The sequence below is a fragment of the Brenneria populi genome (genome assembly GCF_036016195.1).
GTDB lineage: Bacteria > Pseudomonadota > Gammaproteobacteria > Enterobacterales > Enterobacteriaceae > Brenneria > Brenneria populi.
On sequence record NZ_JAYWTM010000024.1, the window covers coordinates 144,893 to 161,563 of the forward strand.

At 53.2% G+C, this 16,671-nt stretch carries 14 protein-coding genes and 3 pseudogenes; 14 read left to right on the forward strand and 3 right to left on the reverse strand.

Going from position 1 to position 16,671, the window contains the following annotated elements; genetic code table 11:
* Nucleotides 1–65 precede the first annotated feature (65 nt).
* On the reverse strand, nt 66–812 hold the full coding sequence (locus tag VSX58_RS18700; RefSeq protein WP_327619437.1) for a DeoR family transcriptional regulator: 747 nt from the start codon (nt 810–812) through the stop codon (nt 66–68).
* A gap of 159 nt (nt 813–971) precedes the next feature.
* Complete coding sequence (gene fsa, locus VSX58_RS18705) at nt 972–1,634, reverse strand: fructose-6-phosphate aldolase (protein WP_327619416.1); 663 nt, start codon at nt 1,632–1,634, stop codon at nt 972–974.
* Between the two features lie 143 nt (nt 1,635–1,777).
* On the opposite strand from fsa, the gene VSX58_RS18710 reads away from it, so the two are divergent.
* The 14 genes and pseudogenes from VSX58_RS18710 to VSX58_RS18775 all read left to right on the forward strand — a co-directional run.
* A complete protein-coding gene (locus VSX58_RS18710) occupies nt 1,778–2,677 on the forward strand; it encodes a glycyl-radical enzyme activating protein (RefSeq protein WP_327619417.1) in 900 nt (299 codons plus the stop codon).
* Nucleotides 2,678–2,681: 4 nt separating this feature from the next.
* On the forward strand, nt 2,682–5,114 hold the full coding sequence (locus tag VSX58_RS18715) for a formate C-acetyltransferase/glycerol dehydratase family glycyl radical enzyme (RefSeq protein WP_327619418.1): 2,433 nt from the start codon (nt 2,682–2,684) through the stop codon (nt 5,112–5,114).
* A gap of 290 nt (nt 5,115–5,404) precedes the next feature.
* Nucleotides 5,405–6,331, forward strand: a complete 927-nt coding sequence (locus tag VSX58_RS18720; RefSeq protein ID WP_327619419.1) for a MurR/RpiR family transcriptional regulator — start codon at nt 5,405–5,407, stop codon at nt 6,329–6,331.
* An 18-nt stretch (nt 6,332–6,349) separates the two neighbouring features.
* The gene (locus VSX58_RS18725) at nt 6,350–7,309 is read left to right on the forward strand and encodes an N-carbamoyl-D-amino-acid hydrolase (protein ID WP_327619420.1); all 960 of its coding nucleotides are present in this window, start codon (nt 6,350–6,352) and stop codon (nt 7,307–7,309) included.
* A 140-nt stretch (nt 7,310–7,449) separates the two neighbouring features.
* Nucleotides 7,450–8,196, forward strand: a complete 747-nt coding sequence (locus tag VSX58_RS18730; protein WP_327619421.1) for an ABC transporter substrate-binding protein — start codon at nt 7,450–7,452, stop codon at nt 8,194–8,196.
* 16 nt (nt 8,197–8,212) lie between these two features.
* Nucleotides 8,213–8,875: an amino acid ABC transporter permease gene (locus tag VSX58_RS18735; RefSeq protein ID WP_327619422.1), complete on the forward strand. Its 663-nt coding sequence runs from the start codon at nt 8,213–8,215 to the stop codon at nt 8,873–8,875.
* Between the two features lie 8 nt (nt 8,876–8,883).
* Nucleotides 8,884–9,615 carry an amino acid ABC transporter ATP-binding protein gene (locus VSX58_RS18740; RefSeq protein WP_327619438.1) on the forward strand — a complete coding sequence of 244 codons (732 nt, stop codon included), beginning with the start codon at nt 8,884–8,886 and terminating at the stop codon, nt 9,613–9,615.
* Nucleotides 9,616–9,713: 98 nt separating this feature from the next.
* Nucleotides 9,714–10,937, forward strand: a complete 1,224-nt coding sequence (gene dpaL, locus VSX58_RS18745; RefSeq protein ID WP_327619423.1) for a diaminopropionate ammonia-lyase — start codon at nt 9,714–9,716, stop codon at nt 10,935–10,937.
* A gap of 75 nt (nt 10,938–11,012) precedes the next feature.
* On the forward strand, nt 11,013–12,197 hold the full coding sequence (locus tag VSX58_RS18750) for a YgeY family selenium metabolism-linked hydrolase (RefSeq protein WP_327619424.1): 1,185 nt from the start codon (nt 11,013–11,015) through the stop codon (nt 12,195–12,197).
* A 217-nt stretch (nt 12,198–12,414) separates the two neighbouring features.
* Nucleotides 12,415–13,371 carry a chemotaxis protein gene (locus tag VSX58_RS18755; protein ID WP_327619425.1) on the forward strand — a complete coding sequence of 319 codons (957 nt, stop codon included), beginning with the start codon at nt 12,415–12,417 and terminating at the stop codon, nt 13,369–13,371.
* Nucleotides 13,372–13,660: 289 nt separating this feature from the next.
* Entirely contained in the window at nt 13,661–13,921 is a 261-nt protein-coding gene (locus VSX58_RS18760; RefSeq protein WP_327619426.1) for a hypothetical protein, read from the forward strand.
* A 145-nt stretch (nt 13,922–14,066) separates the two neighbouring features.
* A pseudogene (locus VSX58_RS18765) lies at nt 14,067–14,399 on the forward strand (IS1 family transposase); the annotation flags it as partial.
* 172 nt (nt 14,400–14,571) lie between these two features.
* Nucleotides 14,572–15,795, forward strand: a complete 1,224-nt coding sequence (locus VSX58_RS18770; protein WP_327619427.1) for a condensation domain-containing protein — start codon at nt 14,572–14,574, stop codon at nt 15,793–15,795.
* A gap of 245 nt (nt 15,796–16,040) precedes the next feature.
* Nucleotides 16,041–16,214, forward strand: a pseudogene (locus tag VSX58_RS18775) (integrase core domain-containing protein); the annotation flags it as partial.
* 14 nt (nt 16,215–16,228) lie between these two features.
* On the opposite strand, the pseudogene VSX58_RS18780 reads toward VSX58_RS18775, so the two are convergent.
* Nucleotides 16,229–16,671, reverse strand: a pseudogene (locus tag VSX58_RS18780) (tyrosine-type recombinase/integrase); the annotation flags it as partial.

A 16,671-nucleotide genomic window follows, 5' to 3' on the forward strand; every position in this document is an offset into this window, starting at 1 on the left:
GGGGGCGGGGGAACATAGACCCTCGCTCACCCTCTCTGGAAATTAAAGGCGTCGTGGGGTGACGCCTACTCCGCGACCAGATCAAGTTTGATGCCCAGCGCCGCCATTTGCTCCTGATATTCCCGCGCCAGGCCGGTGTCGGTGATCACCCGGCTGACCTGATGGTCGTTGGAAATCGGGTAGGGCTGTATCAGGCCGAATTTGCTTGCGTCGGTCAGCACCATCGTCTCGACGCCTTTGCCTAGCACCGCGTCGATGACGTCGCAGCGCATCATGTTGCGGCCGGTAAAGCCCGTCTCGGGATGGTAGCCGTCGATACCGATAAACGCCTTGTGAAAATGTACCTGCTGGACGCCGCTGCGGGTTAGCGGCCCGACCACCGACTGGCTGTTTTTCTGATAAAGGCCGCCGAGGGTAATGACGTCGCAGTCGGTATTTTTCAGCAGGTGGGCGATATAGTGACTGACGGTAATGATGGTGACATTTTTGCTCTCGGCGACGTAGCGCGCCAATAGGGCGTTGGTGCTGCCCCCTTCAATAAAAACGCAGTCGCCGTCGTCGATCAGCGTCGCGGCGTAGTCGGCCAGCGATTTTTTCAATTGAAAGTTGGTTTGCATGCGGGCGTCGACGTCATCGCTTTCTATCGCAACCGCATAGCCGTGCGCCCGCCTGAGGTAGCTACTGCGCTCCAGCGCGTTGAGGTCCTGACGGATAGTGACTTCCGATACCCCGGATATCTGCGCCAGCTCGCTGACGCTGACGCTTTTGCGCTGGTTAACCAGCTGAATAATATTTTGTTGCCGTGCGTTCATCATAGCCAAACAGAAAAAATCGAAAGAATTAAAGGGCACTATACCAGATAGCTGACGAAGTTCGAAAATCTCTACTTATGAATGCGTTTCCTCGCCAACCTCAGAATCTCTTAAGTAAAAACATGGGGTTGGCGGTTATCGGGCCGGCATCATACCGTGTTATAATGACGTTGAATTGAACGCCCGCCTCCAGTCTTGCTCAAATTTTTCCACCGCGGCTTTGACCGCCGGCGCGGAGATAAACTGTTCCGCCACGTCCACCGGCAGCGTGACCGACTCGCACCCGGCCAGCAGGCACGCCAGTACCTGACGCGCGGTTTTAAAGCTGGCCGCCAGCACTTTGGCGTGCGGCGCATGCAGCGTCAGCAGCTTTTGCAGATCGGTTACGCTCTGAATGCCGTCGCCGCCCTGAACGTCCATCCGATTGACGTAAGGCGCCACGTACTCCGCCCCCGCCAGCGCGGACAACAGCCCCTGACCGGCGCCGTACACCGCCGTGCCTAATGTCGGAATACCTTCCGTTTTCAATATCTTGATCGCCGCCAGACCTTCCGCCGTGACCGGCACTTTCACCACGACATTGCCGGTGACGGCATGCAGCTTTTTGGCGTCTGTCACCATGCCTTGCGCCGTCTGCGCCATCACCTGGGCGAACAGCCGCCCCTCGCCGCCCAATATTTCACGCAGCGCCAACAACACGTCGGCGACGGGTTTACCGCCGCTGGCGATGATACTCGGATTGGTCGTGACGCCGGCCAGCGGGAAGATGCGCGCCAGACGTTTTACGGCGGTAAGGTCGGCGGTGTCGAGATAGAGTTCCATCGGTTTATCCTCAGAAAGTGTGAGTTATCGCTAATTTTGCCAAGTATAAGATCACAAACCGGGTTTACTGTTGATAAAAATCAAAATAACTTTCTTTCGAAATGTATTTAATCTTCATATGAAGAATATAGCGGATTGATGCGATGATTTTCAATATACAGCGCTACTCCACCCATGACGGCCCGGGCATCAGAACCGTGGTATTTCTGAAAGGCTGTTCGCTGGGCTGCCGCTGGTGCCAGAATCCGGAAAGCCGTTCCCGCAAGAGAGAGCTGCTGTTTGACGCCCGTCTCTGTATGGCCGGCTGCGACCTTTGCCGGCGCGCGGCGCCGGGCGTGATGGCAGACGCCCCGGCAGGGAGGGTTATTTTCCGCGAACGGCTGACCGAGGCGGATTTCGACCGCCTGCAAACCTGCTGCCCGACGCAGGCGCTGACGGTTTGCGGCGAGGAGGCCGATGTGGATAACATCATGGCGGCCGTACGGCGCGATATGCCGTTTTATCAGCGCAGCGGCGGCGGCGTCACCTTGTCCGGCGGCGAACCCTTTATGCAGCCGGATGTCGCCCATGCTTTGCTGCGGCGCAGCCGCGGCGAGGGCATCCATACCGCGGTGGAAACCTGCCTGCACGTGCCCTGGTCCTATATTGAACCGTCGCTGCCCGATATCGATCTCTTCCTGGCCGATCTCAAACATGTGGATGAACGGACGTTCCGCGCTTGGACGGATGGCTCGGCCCGGCGCGTGATGAACAATCTGCGGAGAGTGGCGCGCGCCGGAAAACAGCTGGTTATTCGCGTGCCGCTGATTCCGAACTTCAATGCCGATAAAGCCGCGGTCAGGGCGATTACTGATTTTGCCGCCGACGAACTCAACGCCGCCGATATTCATTTCCTGCCCTACCACACGCTGGGCATGAATAAGTACGTGCTGCTGAACCAGGCTTATCTCGCCGCGGATAAGCCGTTGAACGATCCCGAATTACTGGCTTTTGCAGAGCATTATGCGCAGGCAAAAGGGCTGAAAGTCACCTTAAGAGGATAGAACCATGACCACCCTGAATCTGACCACGTTGAGCGAGCGTATCAAGGCGCATAAAAATGCGTTGATTCATATTGTGAAACCACCGGTATGCACGGAGCGCGCTCGGGACTATACCCGCGCCTATCAGCAAAATATGGACAAGCCGATCCCGGTGCGCCGGGCGCTGGCGCTGGCCGACCATCTGGCCAACCGCACCATCTGGATCAAACATGATGAGCTGATTATCGGCAATCAGGCCGGCGAAGTGCGCGCCGCGCCGATTTTCCCGGAATATACCGTCGGCTGGATTGAAAAGGAAATCGACGACCTGGCCGACCGCCCCGGCGCGGGGTTTTCGGTCAGCGAAGAGAACAAGCGCGTGCTGCATCAGGTTTGCCCGTGGTGGCGCGGGCAGACGGTGCAGGACCGCTGTTACGGCATGTTTACCGACGAACAGAAGGCGCTGCTGGCGAGCGGCATCATCAAAGCGGAAGGCAATATGACCTCCGGCGACGCGCATCTGGCGGTGAATTTTCCGCTGCTGCTGGAAAACGGCCTGGACGGCTTGCGCGCGAAAGTGGCCGAGCGCCGTTCGCGCATCAATCTGACGGTGCTGGATGATTTGCACGGCGAACAGTTTCTGAAAGCCATCGATATCGTTTTGGCGGCGTTAAGCCGGCATATCGCCCGCTACGCCGAACTGGCAAGAGAGATGGCCGCGGCGGAAACGCGCGACGCGCGGCGCGCGGAGCTGCGGCAGATCGCGGAAAACTGCGTTCTGATTGCGCATCGGCCGCCGCAAACCTTCTATCAGGCGCTTCAGCTGTGCTATTTCATTCAGCTGGCGCTGCAGATTGAATCCAACGGCCACTCGGTTTCCTTCGGGCGGATGGATCAATATCTGTATCCCTATTACCGCCGCGATGTGGAGCTGCAGCAGACGCTGACGCGGGAGAGCGCCATTGAGATGTTGCAGAGCTGCTGGCTCAAGCTGCTGGAGGTCAATAAGATCCGCTCCGGGTCGCACTCGAAAGCCTCCGCCGGCAGCCCGCTTTATCAAAACGTCACCATCGGCGGGCAAAACCTGATCGACGGCCGGCCGGTGGATGCGGTTAATCCGCTCTCCTACGCCATTCTGGAGTCCTGCGGCCGCCTGCGCTCAACCCAGCCCAACCTGAGCGTGCGTTATCATGCCGGCATCAGCGACGATTTCCTCGACGCCTGCGTGCAGGTGATCCGCTGCGGTTTCGGCATGCCGGCTTTCAACAACGATGAGATCGTGATTCCCGCCTTCATCCGTCTGGGCGTTGAGGCGCAAGACGCCTATCAATACGCCGCGATCGGCTGTATCGAAACCGCGGTCGGCGGCAAGTGGGGCTACCGCTGCACCGGCATGAGCTTCATCAACTTCGCGCGCGTGATGCTGGCGGCGCTTGAAGGCGGATGCGACGCCACCAGCGGCAAGGTTTTCCTGCCGCAGCTGCAGCGTCTGTCGCAGGGCGGCTTCGAGAACTTTGAGCAGGTGATGCGCGCGTGGGACCGGCAAATTCGCTATTACACGCGTAAATCGATCGAGATCGAGTATGTGGTCGATACGGTTCTCGAAGAGAATGCGCACGATATTCTGTGCTCGGCGCTGGTGGATGACTGCATCGAACGGGCGAAAAGCATTAAGCAGGGGGGCGCGATATATGATTGGGTTTCCGGCCTGCAGGTGGGCATCGCCAACCTGGGCAACAGCCTGGCCGCGGTGAAAAAACTGCTCTTTGAACAGGGAATTATCACGCAGCAGCAGCTGGCGCAGGCGCTGGCGAGCGACTTTGCCGGCGTGACCAATGAGCAGCTGCGCCAGCGGTTGATGAATCAGGCGCCGAAATACGGCAATGACGATGATAGCGTGGATGAGCTGCTGGTGCGCGCCTACCAAACCTATATCGATGAGCTACGGCGTTATCACAATCCGCGCTACGGCCGCGGGCCGATCGGCGGCGACTACTATGCGGGCACGTCGTCGATCTCCGCCAACGTGCCGTTCGGCGCCGCGACCATGGCGACGCCGGACGGGCGCAAGGCCCGCGCGCCGCTGGCCGAAGGGGCGAGCCCGGCGTCCGGCACCGACCACCTGGGGCCGACGGCGGTTATCAGCTCCGTCGGCAAATTACCCACCGGCGCCATTCTGGGCGGCGTGCTGCTGAATCAGAAACTCAACCCGTCGACGCTGGATAACCTCAACGATCGCCGTAAGCTGATGGCGCTGCTGCGCACCTTCTTCGAAGCGCATAAAGGCTGGCATATTCAGTACAATATCGTTTCGCGTGAGACGCTGATCGAGGCGAAAAAACATCCGGATCAATACCGCGACCTGGTGGTGCGCGTCGCGGGATACTCGGCGTTTTTCACCGCGCTGTCGCCCGATACGCAGGACGATATCATCGCCCGCACCGAGCATACGCTGTAATCCATTCCGTCATCTCCGTGGCTATCCGCCTGTCATCCCCGCGTCAGCGGCGGGGGTGACACGTCCCTGCGTGTCACTCTCCATTATGGCGTCATGGATTTTTGTGCTTCCTGATGGTGCGACCGCTGCATTATTGTAGGGCAATGCGCGGGTGAATACCGGCCAATTTATTCACATAAAAAATAAAAGAATTTATTTATCAATATATTGAATTCTATTTTTTTGATGTGGCCCGCTAATTGCTTTTTATGGTTCATGTGTTTCATGACATGATTCTATAGGAAACAACGGTGCCAAAAAAGCTAACGACCCCGTCCAGCTATGTGGATAACAATGCGCTGGAAGCCATCGGCGAACTACAGGATTTGATCCGCCAGATTCATCCGACGCTTTCCCCGGCTGAGAAAAAATTCGTTAAGGTGCTGCTGCGCTATCAGCATAACCTCGCCAGCTATAGCGCAACCGAGTTGGCTACGCTGGCGGAGGTGTCGAAATCGACGGCGGCACGCTGTTTTCGCCATCTTGGCTTTACCGATTTTAACCATTTTCGCAGCACGTTCCGACCCGCGATGATCACCGGTAAATCGCCGCTTACCCACCTTGAGAATACGGCGCCGGGCGTGGAGAATACTTACGAACGTCTGCTAGCGCACGTGGAAACGGATAAGAAAAACTTCGATAGCGCGTTGGACAGCGTGTTCGCCGATAACCTGGCCAATGCGGTGGAACTGTTGGGCGGCGCTCGCCGGATCTGGATCACCGGATTCAGGAACAGCTATATCTCGGCTTATTATGCGCTGTCGATCTTTTCCAACATCTGCCATGACGCTCGTTTGGTCAACGACAGCGCCGGGCGCTTTGTCGATAATCTGGCCGATCTGCACGAAGACGATGTCATGCTGGTGGTGGATTTCCCCAGACGCGTCAACATGCTGGATAAAATCGTTAAGGTCGCCAGAAGCAGAAACATCAAAATTATCTGTTTATGCGAAAGATTGATCTCCTCGCTTAATGCGCAGGTGGACGTGGTATTGGCCTGTCATACCACCAGCCGAACTATTTTCGATTCTTATTCGGTCGGCGTCAGTATGATTAATTTTATTGCGGGCGAACTGGTATTACAGCATCCGCAAAAAGCGCGCGAAAGAATGCAGGAAATCGAAAGAATACATCAAATGACCGGTGATTTATTTATTAATAATGATGAGCAGGTTTGAAATACAGGAGAGTAAATTATGCCCCGCTATGTCAATGTGGCTATGGGTCAATTAGGGCCGGTTAATAGAACAGACAGCAGAGAAGATGTTGTCGCGCGTCTGATGAAAATGATGCGCGAGGCGAAAAGCCTGGGCGCGGATATTATTGTTTATCCCGAACTGGCGTTAACCACGTTTTTTCCCCGTTGGTATATTGAAGAGCAGAATATTATTGATGAGTGGTTTGAAACCGCCATGCCGAACCTGGCTACGCAGCCGCTATTTGATTTGGCCAAGTCGATGGGAATCGGTTTTTATCTTGGCTATGCGGAATTAGCGTTCGAAGACGGGCAGGTTAAACATTACAACACCGCTATCCTGGTGGATAAGCGCGGCCGGATTATTGGCAAGTATCACAAGGTTCATTTGCCCGGACACCGTGAAAATGAGCCCTGGCGGGCGTTCCAGCATCTGGAGAAACGCTATTTCGAACCGGGCAATCGCTTTGACGTTTATTCGGCGTTTGACGGTATTTTCGGCATGGCGATCTGTAATGACCGGCGCTGGGCCGAAACCTACCGGGTGATGGGATTGCAGGGCGTGGAGATGGTGCTTATTGGTTATAACACCCCGGTACACAACGCGCCCGCGCCGGAACACGATGATTTATCGCTATTTCATAATCAGCTCTCTCTACAGGCGGGAGCCTACCAGAATGGCACCTGGGTTGTGGGGGTAGCCAAAGCCGGTTGTGAGGAAGGGATCGAACAGATCGGCGGGAGCTGCATTGTCGCGCCTTCGGGAGAAATTGTCGCATCCTGTATTACTAAAGGTGATGAAGTGGCGATTGCGCATTGTGATTTGGATTTTTGCCAAAAATATAAAAAGACGACCTTTAATTTTGATGTTCACCGGCAGCCCGCTGCTTATGGTCCTATTACCCAATATAAAGGAGAGACGCTTGATGCCAATGGCCAATGCCGAATCGATCGCGGCTAAATGATAATTAATTAAATGCATTGCTATAAAATTATTTTATTAAATAGATATCTGCTGAATTTTTCCAGCACCAGGGGCTTTATTGTTTTTTACTGACGAGGTAAATCATGAATATATTTTTGAAAAAATGTTTTTTTGCTATGAGCATATTGTTGAGCGTCGGCGTGTGTACGGTAGCGCAGGCTGATGATTCCAGCATCAGTAAAATAAAAGCGCGCGGCGAGTTGATTGTCGCCACTGGGAATTATCGTCCGTTTGAATATTATGACGATAATAATCAGATGGTGGGTTATGACATTGATATCGCCAAAAAAATCGCAGAGAAATTAGGGGTTAAGCTGACGGTGAAAGATATGCAGTTTACCTCGCTGATCCCGTCGGTACAAAGCGGTCATGCGGATATTGTTATTGCCGCTATGTATATCAACGATGAGCGTAAAAAGGTGGTCGATTTTTCTGAACCCTATTTAAAAACCGGCATGGTGCTGGTGGTGAAGAAAAGCAATAACGCCATTACCCGTCCGGAAGATCTGAAAGGGTTAACCGTCGGCGCCAAAGCGGGAGCCACCAGCGAGCAGGTGGCCCGGACGCTGAGTGCGACCACGCCGTTTACCATAAAAGCCTATCAGGACACCAGCGCGCAGACTCTGGACTTAACGTCCGGACGGATCGATGCCGGCATCAACGATCTGCTGAATCAAATGGAGCTGAACAAAGTTTTTGATAACGTCAAAGTGGTCGGAAAACCCTTTACCGAGGCCTCTCTGGGGATTGCGATCAAGAAAGGCGATACTCAGTTGGTTTCACTGGTGAATAGCGTCATCAATGAAATGCGGGCAAGCAACGAGCTGGACGCGCTGTACAACAAATGGATCATCGGTAAGTAATCATAAGGCGGTTTAAATGATGAGCATCGATCTTAACTATGGTGTGGTTCTGAGTAAGTTGCCACTGCTGTTGGATGGTTGCGTGGTGACGCTTCAGGTATCAGCCTGCGCGCTCCTGCTGGGAATGGCATCAGGTGTTGTCGGTGCGCTTTGCCGTTTATCTCGTAATCCGCTATTGCGCTGGCCTGCATTTCTCTATGTTTGGGTCGTGCGCGGTACGCCATTCCTGGTGCAGTTATTTATTCTGTATTTTGGTTTGGCGACCATCGGCTTGCCGATGGGAAGTATGGAAGCCGGCATTCTCGGGCTGGGAATTAATGCCGGCGCCTACATTACGGAAATTATCCGTGGCGGCATACAGTCGGTGGATAAGGGGCAGGCGGAAGCAGCGGCGTCATTGGGGATGAACGGAGGGCAGTCCATGTTCCATATCATTGCCCCGCAGGCCATCAAGTTCTGTGTTCCCGCGTTGGTGAACCAGTTCATTATGACGTTGAAAAATTCATCCATTGTTTCGCTGGTCACGATCGCCGAACTGTTTCATGTCGCTGACCGGATTAACTCGGCAACGTTCCGATCGTTTGAAGTTTACACCACGGTTGCCGCGCTTTATCTCATCATGAATACGTTTTTCATGCTGATTGCAGCCTGGCTGGAAAAAAGGATGGCGAGATCATGAGCGGCTATATCCTTGAAATGCACAATGTCTGTAAACGCTTCGGCGAGGTTGAGGTATTAAAAAACTTTCATCTGATGGTCAAGCCCGGCGAAAAGGTGGTGATTATCGGCCCGAGCGGCTCCGGCAAGAGCACGGTGTTGCGCTGCATCAACCATCTGGAAACCATTCAGAGCGGGAATATTATTTTCGATAGCAACGAAGTGCATGATAAATCCGATCTCCGCTATCTGCGGATGAACGTAGGCATGGTTTTTCAGCGTTTTAACCTGTTCCCGCATAAAACGGTGCTGGAAAACGTGATGGCCGCACCGATGATTGTCAAAAAAATGCCGCGCGACCAGGTCCGGACTCTGGCGCTTCAGTTATTGGAACGGGTCGGGTTGCGGCAAAAAACCGAAAGCTATCCGCGCGAGCTTTCCGGCGGGCAGCAACAGCGCGCCGCGATTGCCCGATCGCTGGCGATGAACCCCAGAATTATGCTGTTTGATGAGCCGACTTCCGCGCTCGACCCGGAGCTGGTCGATGAAGTGTTGTCGGTGATGAAGGGGCTGGCCGATGAGGGGATGACCATGCTGGTGGTCACCCATGAAATGGCTTTTGCCCGCGAAGTAGGGGATCGGGTGCTATTTATGGATCATGGCGTTGTTGTGGAACAGGGCCGACCGGAGCAGCTATTTAGCGCGCCGCAGCAGGAGCGCACCAAAAATTTCCTGCGCCGAGTTTATCGACACGCCGATTAACCGAATTTTCTCTCAGTCAGCGCATCTTGCCGGCGGGAATTCTCCGCCATCGCTCGCTGGCTGTTTTCACTACATTGATTACGGACTTATACCGCGTTATGAGCAACTCTATGCAGTATTTTATTAATGATACGGATTTTTCCCGTCATCCCACCGCCAGCACCGCCGATTTCCGACGAGAGGCGCTGGAAGAGGCGCGCCAGTTCCATCACACTATTCCCGGTTATCAGGAAACGCCGCTGGTGGAATTGACGCGGTTGGCGGCTCACCTGGGATTGGGATCGATCTTTGTTAAGGATGAATCATGGCGTTTCGGCCTGAATGCATTCAAGGTGCTGGGCGCCTCCTTCGCCATGGCGAAATATGTCGCCGGCGCACTGGGCCAGCCGCTGAGCACGCTGCCATTCCCGGTGATGGTGAGCGATGAGGTGAAACGGCGCATTCCTCCCGTTACTTTTGCCACCACCACGGACGGTAACCACGGCCGCGGCGTGGCATGGATGGCGCGCCAGCTCGGACAAAAAGCGGTGATCTACATGCCGAGGGGATCGTCTGAGCAACGGCTGGCGGCTATTCGCCGCGAAGGGGCCGAGGCGTCTATCGTCGATATGAACTATGACGAAGCGGTAAGAATGACGGCGCAACGCGCTGCCGAAGGCGGCTGGGTGGTGTTGCAGGATACCGCCTGGGAAGGCTACGAGGATGTGCCGCGCTGGATTATGCAGGGCTACAGTACGCTGTTGCTGGAAGCCTGCGATCGGCTACGGCAGAACCTGCCGACGCACGTTTTTGTCCAGGCCGGCGTCGGCGCTTTTGCCGGCATGGTGCAGGGCGTTTTTAGCGAAATTTGGGGCGCGCAGGCTCCGCGCGTGATCGTGGTGGAATCCGACCAGGCGGATTGCCTGCGCCGTTCGGCCAAAGGGCAATCCGGCAGCGCGGTGGTAGTGGATGGAAAACTGCAAACTATCATGGCGGGACTGGCCTGCGGCGAGGCCAATCAACTGGGATGGGGCATGCTGCGCGACTACTCCCACAGCTTCCTCTCCTGTCCCGACTACGTCGCGGCGCACGGTATGCGTATGCTCGGGCATCCGCTGTCCGGCGATCGCCAGGTCATTTCCGGCGAATCCGGCGCGGTCACCGCAGGAGCGCTGGCGTTAATTATGCGTTCGCCCGAGCTTGCCGAACTGCGCGAACAGCTAGCGTTGAACGATAGCGCCAGAGTTCTGCTTATCAGCACAGAAGGCGATACCGATCCGCAACATTATCTCGATGTGGTCTGGGGCGGCAAAGAGCCCAGCTTTGCGGGATTAAGTGCATAAACGCGGCGTAATAAGCGCTCGCCAGACGAGTCGCCGCAAAAAGAGTCAATATATTTATTTCGGGGAATACCAGCCATGTTAACAGAGAAACGTCATCGGCAAGTTATTGAATATTGCCAGTCTTTGGTTCGGCAAAAGAGCTATTCCGGCCAGGAATCGTCGGTGGTTGATGAGGTCCGCCGCATCATGGAGCACTTCCAGTTTGATGAGATTCACGTTGATGATTTCGGCAATATCATTGGCGGTATCATCGGCAACCAGCCGGGGAAAGTGCTGCTGCTTGACGGACATATCGATACGGTGCCGGTGGATGAAAGCCAATGGGCGCAGGCGCCGTGGGGCGCGGCGATCCGCGACGGGAAAATCTACGGCCGCGGCACCTCGGATATGAAAGGGGCCGTCGCCGCCATGATCGCCGCAGTCGGTTTCTTCGCCGAGGATCATCAGCGGAATTTTCGCGGCGCGATTTATGTCGCCTGCGTGGTACATGAAGAGTGTTTCGAAGGGGTTGCGGCACGGGCGATAAGCGCGCGCTACCGTCCCGACCAGGTGATTATCGGCGAGGCGTCAGAGTTGAATATCAACGTCGGGCAGCGCGGGCGGGCGGAGATTGTTTTCGAAACTTTCGGCAAGCCGGCGCATTCGGCCAATCCCCATAAAGGGATTAACGCGGTGTACCACATGAGCAAACTGATTAACCGTTTATCAGACCTGGTCGTGCCGGAACACCCGGTATTAGGGAAGGGGATTCTGGAAATCACCGACATCAAGTCTTCGCCTTATCCCGGCGCGTCGGTCGTCCCCGATTATTGCCGGGCGACGGCTGACCGCCGTTTACTGGTGGGTGAAACGGAAGAGAGCGTACTCGCGCCGTTACGTGCATTGATAGCAAGGCTTGGCGCCGAAGATCCGCAGTTTCAGGCACGGGTTTCGTACGCTGAGGGGCAGGAAACCTGTTACACCAATAATATCATCGCGGGTAAACGTTTCTTTCCCGGCTGGATAACGGACCGACAGGAGCCGTTGGTCGCAGCTGCGCTGACCGCGCTGACGCAAATGGGGCGCCCGCCGAAGGTGTCGACCTATTCGTTTTGCACCAACGGCAGTCACTACGCCGGAGAGGCGGAGATTGCGACGATCGGATTCGGCCCGTCGCGCGAGAACCTGGCCCATGTGATTGACGAGTATATTGAAATCGAACAGCTTACGCGTGCGGCGGACGGCTATTGCGCGATTATCCATCAGCTCTATGCCAATTAATCTTCTCTACACGATATTTCACTAAACTTTAAATCCATGATGACGAAAATAGGTAAAGTGAAACCGCTATTTTCTCTCTCTGAAAGTGAGGCGTCAGCAAGAGTGATTTAACGCGCGCAGTTAATCGCGCACAGTGTGAAAAGGCGATGTTGGGCCTTATTCGCGCGCATCATAAATGTTGTTTAGGCCCATCATTATTATTCGTATTGAGGCAAGCATGGATAATTTCCAAAAAGAAATTGATGAAAGAACAAATCTCACGTCGGCTAACAAGTTTGAATTATTATTGTTCCGCTTGGGAAACACGTTGCATGAAGAAAAATCCGAGCTGTTCGGCATCAATGTGTTCAAACTGCGTGAGATCGTGCCTATGCCGGCGTTAACCAAGGCGGCGGGCATGTCTTCTCCTATGCTTGGGATGGTGAATATCCGCGGACAGATCATTCCGGTCATCGATCTTCCCGCCGTCGCCGGCTGCGTTCCCGCCACCGGCCTTAATATTCTGCTGGTGACGGAATATGCGCGCAGCACCCAGGCATTCGCCGTCGAATCCGTCGACGATATCGTTCGTCTTGACTGGGGACAGGTGCTGACCGCCGAAGCGGGCGTCAGCAGCCGCCATATCACCAGCATCGCGCGCCTGGATAATGATAAAGATAGCAACCGCCTGGCTTTGGTTCTGGATGTCGAGCAGATTTTGCATGACATCATCCCCGTGGATCGCGATGTGCATATCGATAATATGGAAACGAAGCGATTTCCCATAAGGCCGGGCGCGGTCGCCATTGTCGCCGAAGACTCCAAAGTCGCGCGTTCGCTGCTCGAACAGGGGCTGAATATGATGTCCATCCCGGCGATGATGCATGTAACCGGGCTGGAAGCGTGGAAAAAAATAAAGGCGATGGCGCAAGAGGCTCAGGCTGAAGGCCGGCCGATTGCGGATAAAATCGCCTTTGTGCTCACCGACCTGGAAATGCCCGAGATGGATGGCTTTACCCTGACGCGGAATATCAAGCACGACGATTTCCTGAAAAATATCCCCGTGATTATCCACTCCTCGCTCTCCGGCAGCGCCAACGAAGATCACGTTCGCAAGGTGGGGGCGGATGCCTATGTGGCGAAATTCGAAATTAACGAATTGGCGACCGCCGTCCAGACGGTGCTGGCTAAATAGAGCAAAGGCCGCTTCCCCGGGCGGCCGGCTTCCCGCATTCAGCCGCCATAAATACCTGTCCGAACGAGCGTCGGCCTGAGCCGCGCATCAATTTCCTCCGTAGCCGAATTCCCCTCCCACGATAAGCCGCGCGCGTAAGCGCCGGCGGGAAAACACGGAAATGAGCGCCTGGCGCGCCGCAATTTTGACTCGCAGCGATAAAAAGCGTATGAAAACATAGGCGTAAATGTAAAAATTTCATCAGGTTAAGCGACCGATCGCGAGTCGCGAAACGAAGGAGAAAACGGTTATGAGAACAGGCGCGGCGTTAGCCCATTTGGTCTTGGCCGGTTGTTGTTTGATGCTGGCTGCGGGGCAGGGCGTGGCTGGCCATAAAAACGGGGCTGGCGTCGATCAACAGAGCCATGCTTCCGGCAATCAGAACGGCGGCGCGGGTTTGCCCGGCAAAGATGGCAAACCAGGAATGAATGGCTGCCCCGGCGGCACGCAGCCTGCGCCCGGTGGAAAGTATTATCTGCCGGGAACGACTGAAGAGTGTAACCCGGCGTAACCGATTGTAGGCAATGTGAAATAGCAGAGGTGAACCGCCGAGGTTGACCAAAAAGTACAGGCCGTGAGAATCGGAAACTTTGAAGGGTTTAGCGGATGATTTTAAGTTGCGGATTTTTGAGTCGTTAAGAAACAGTTGGGGGCCACTTCGTCATCGAACCAACTTGACCCCAAATTTGACCACCTCGCCGGTCGCTCATGCTGACGTGGCACTTATCTGCGAACTCGATGAGCAATAGAGTTTTATCGGCAGTAAAGCCCGCCAGCACTGGCTATGGTACGCATACAACACTAAGATCGGCGTTGTACTGGCTTACACTTTTGGTCCGCGAACCGATGAAACCTGCCGCGAATTACTGGCACTCCTACTGAGAACCCGAGTCAAACGGTTGGCTTGCAGAACCATCTGCTTTTCGCGCTCCGTCGAGCTTCATGAAAAAGTCATTGGCGCTTTTATCGATAAATACATGTTCTACTAATTGGAGGCGCCGCCGAAAATTTCAACCAAGAAGGGATTGATCCAGGTTATTTCATCGACTATAGATTAAGTATGCCTTTTATAAAACAGTCGTAAATATAACCTCTGTAAATTATATAAAGGCTGCGGTATTCATTATTAAATGAAAATGACAAACAGGATTTTTAGCCAAGATGAAGAAAAAAACCGTTATAAGGGCACTAGGCGCTCTTGAAAGTTGGGCTTGGCAGATCGATGCTGTAAGCCCCAAAAATTTCAGTGTTACAGCAGAAGTGTCCGGCTGTACCACGATAGACGGTTGGTCAAAAGCTCTAAAAGATGTTCAGTCAAGACATCCATTAATAAATGCGTACGTAGATACTAGCAATGATGGTCGGCTGTATTTTTTCCATAACCACACTGTTGAGATTCCATTACGAGTTTCACGTTTAAATAAAACATCATTTATTGAAGAAGAGATTCAAAGAGAGTTTTTCACTCCACTCAATATAAGTGATACGGCTTTGTTGAAGGCTGCCCTTCTTTACAGTGAAGAACGTTGCGTAATCATCTTGACGTCTCATCATGCCATTGCGGATGGGAGGTCTTTAGCCTATTTCATTTATGACGTATTACAGCGCCTGGCAGGAAATGCACAACCAGACTTAACGTTACTCCCCTCAATTGAAGATTTATGCTCTCCAAACATAGACCCTATTGGAGATATAAAAAAACCATCTTTTACCAGTAAGCCTGTACCCTATACTGAGCGGAGTTTAGCAAAACTAAAAATTACTCGTGAACGTCTTTCGCCCGAGTTTTCAACCCTGATAAGAAAGCGAGCAAAACAGGAAAGGACAACGGTTCACGGGGCATTATCTGCCGCCGTTGCTTGCTCTTTATATAAGTCCCCCGGGTGGGATGAAAGGCCAGTAAGGATTTGTACTCCAATTGATGCTAGAAAATATTCCCGACTGGATTATGGTCTCTGCTTTTTAGCATTATTTCCAACCTATAGCTACCATACAGCTGAACCAGATATGTTCTGGGATATATCCAGATCGATAACAGACGACTTAAGCTATTATCGAGAAAAGTCTGGCATGACTGCTTTGGTTGACTTGCTTGAACCTTACATGAACAACCATGGTTTAGAAAAAATGATATATTTCGATCGCGAAATATGTGCTCCTGATTTGATGATATCAAACCTTGGCGTGCTTCCATTCACGAAAAACTTGGGTGAGTTGAAAATAGAATCAATATGGGGGCCAAATATATTAATTGGCACCAAAGGTGAGCAGAATATAGGTGTGTCAACAATTAATGATTCTATACATTTAATACATGCAAGTTATCAATCAATACCTGATCTTCTTGAGGATGCGAAAAAAATACTCTTAATGGCGACAAAATAAAAAATTAACCTTGGAGTTATAATTGCAATTTATTAGTGATATTCAATAAATAGGTGGTTGTTAAATATATAATATTTTTATTGACACTCTAAAGCTACCTCCTATGGAGATGGTGATCGTTCCTACGGTAATACCCCATAAGGATGCATATGCTAAATACTGCTCCGATTTTTTACCGGAAAATAAAGGTGAGCCACTTCCGCAATAATGGACAAGGCCTTTAAGCAGGATTTTTTCTCACATTTTATCGGACGGGTTTTTATCTGTTTAGGACACTTAATGAAGCAAGGGAAATCACGGCGCGCTGGCTGTATGAATATAACAACGAGCGTCCCCATGCATCCTTGAATAACCTGACGCCGGAAGAGTACCGGTTAATGGTGGAAAACCCGGGAATCTCAAAATGTGTGTGGGACTAAAACCGGTATGCTTACGCCACCTCCAGCGGGCCTTTTCCCTCAATACCTTTCAGCAGGGCAGTGAAGTGTCGGGTTTTCAGTTCCGTTATCGGCTGATTACCGATCGCCGGAAAAACATGATTGTTCAGGCTGGCAAGCAGGCGAGCGGCATGGTTCTCCGACCAGGTTCTGTTGCTTTTATGCCAACTCAGCGCAACGGTCTTGAAACTCTTTGCTGGTGAACGCGCTGCCTTTTCAGCGGCTCGTTGCTGCGCCGGGTTGATATTTAGAGCCAGCAGTTTGCGGATGCCGTCGCGCTGTTGCCGGGCATCGGTCAGCGATACATCGGGATAAGTGCCTAAACTGAGGCGAGACTCTTTGCCATTGATACGATATTTGAGATACCAGAGACGTGAACCGCCTGGATTAACCAAAAGGTATAGACCGTGTGAATCGGAAACTTTGAAGGGATTAGCGG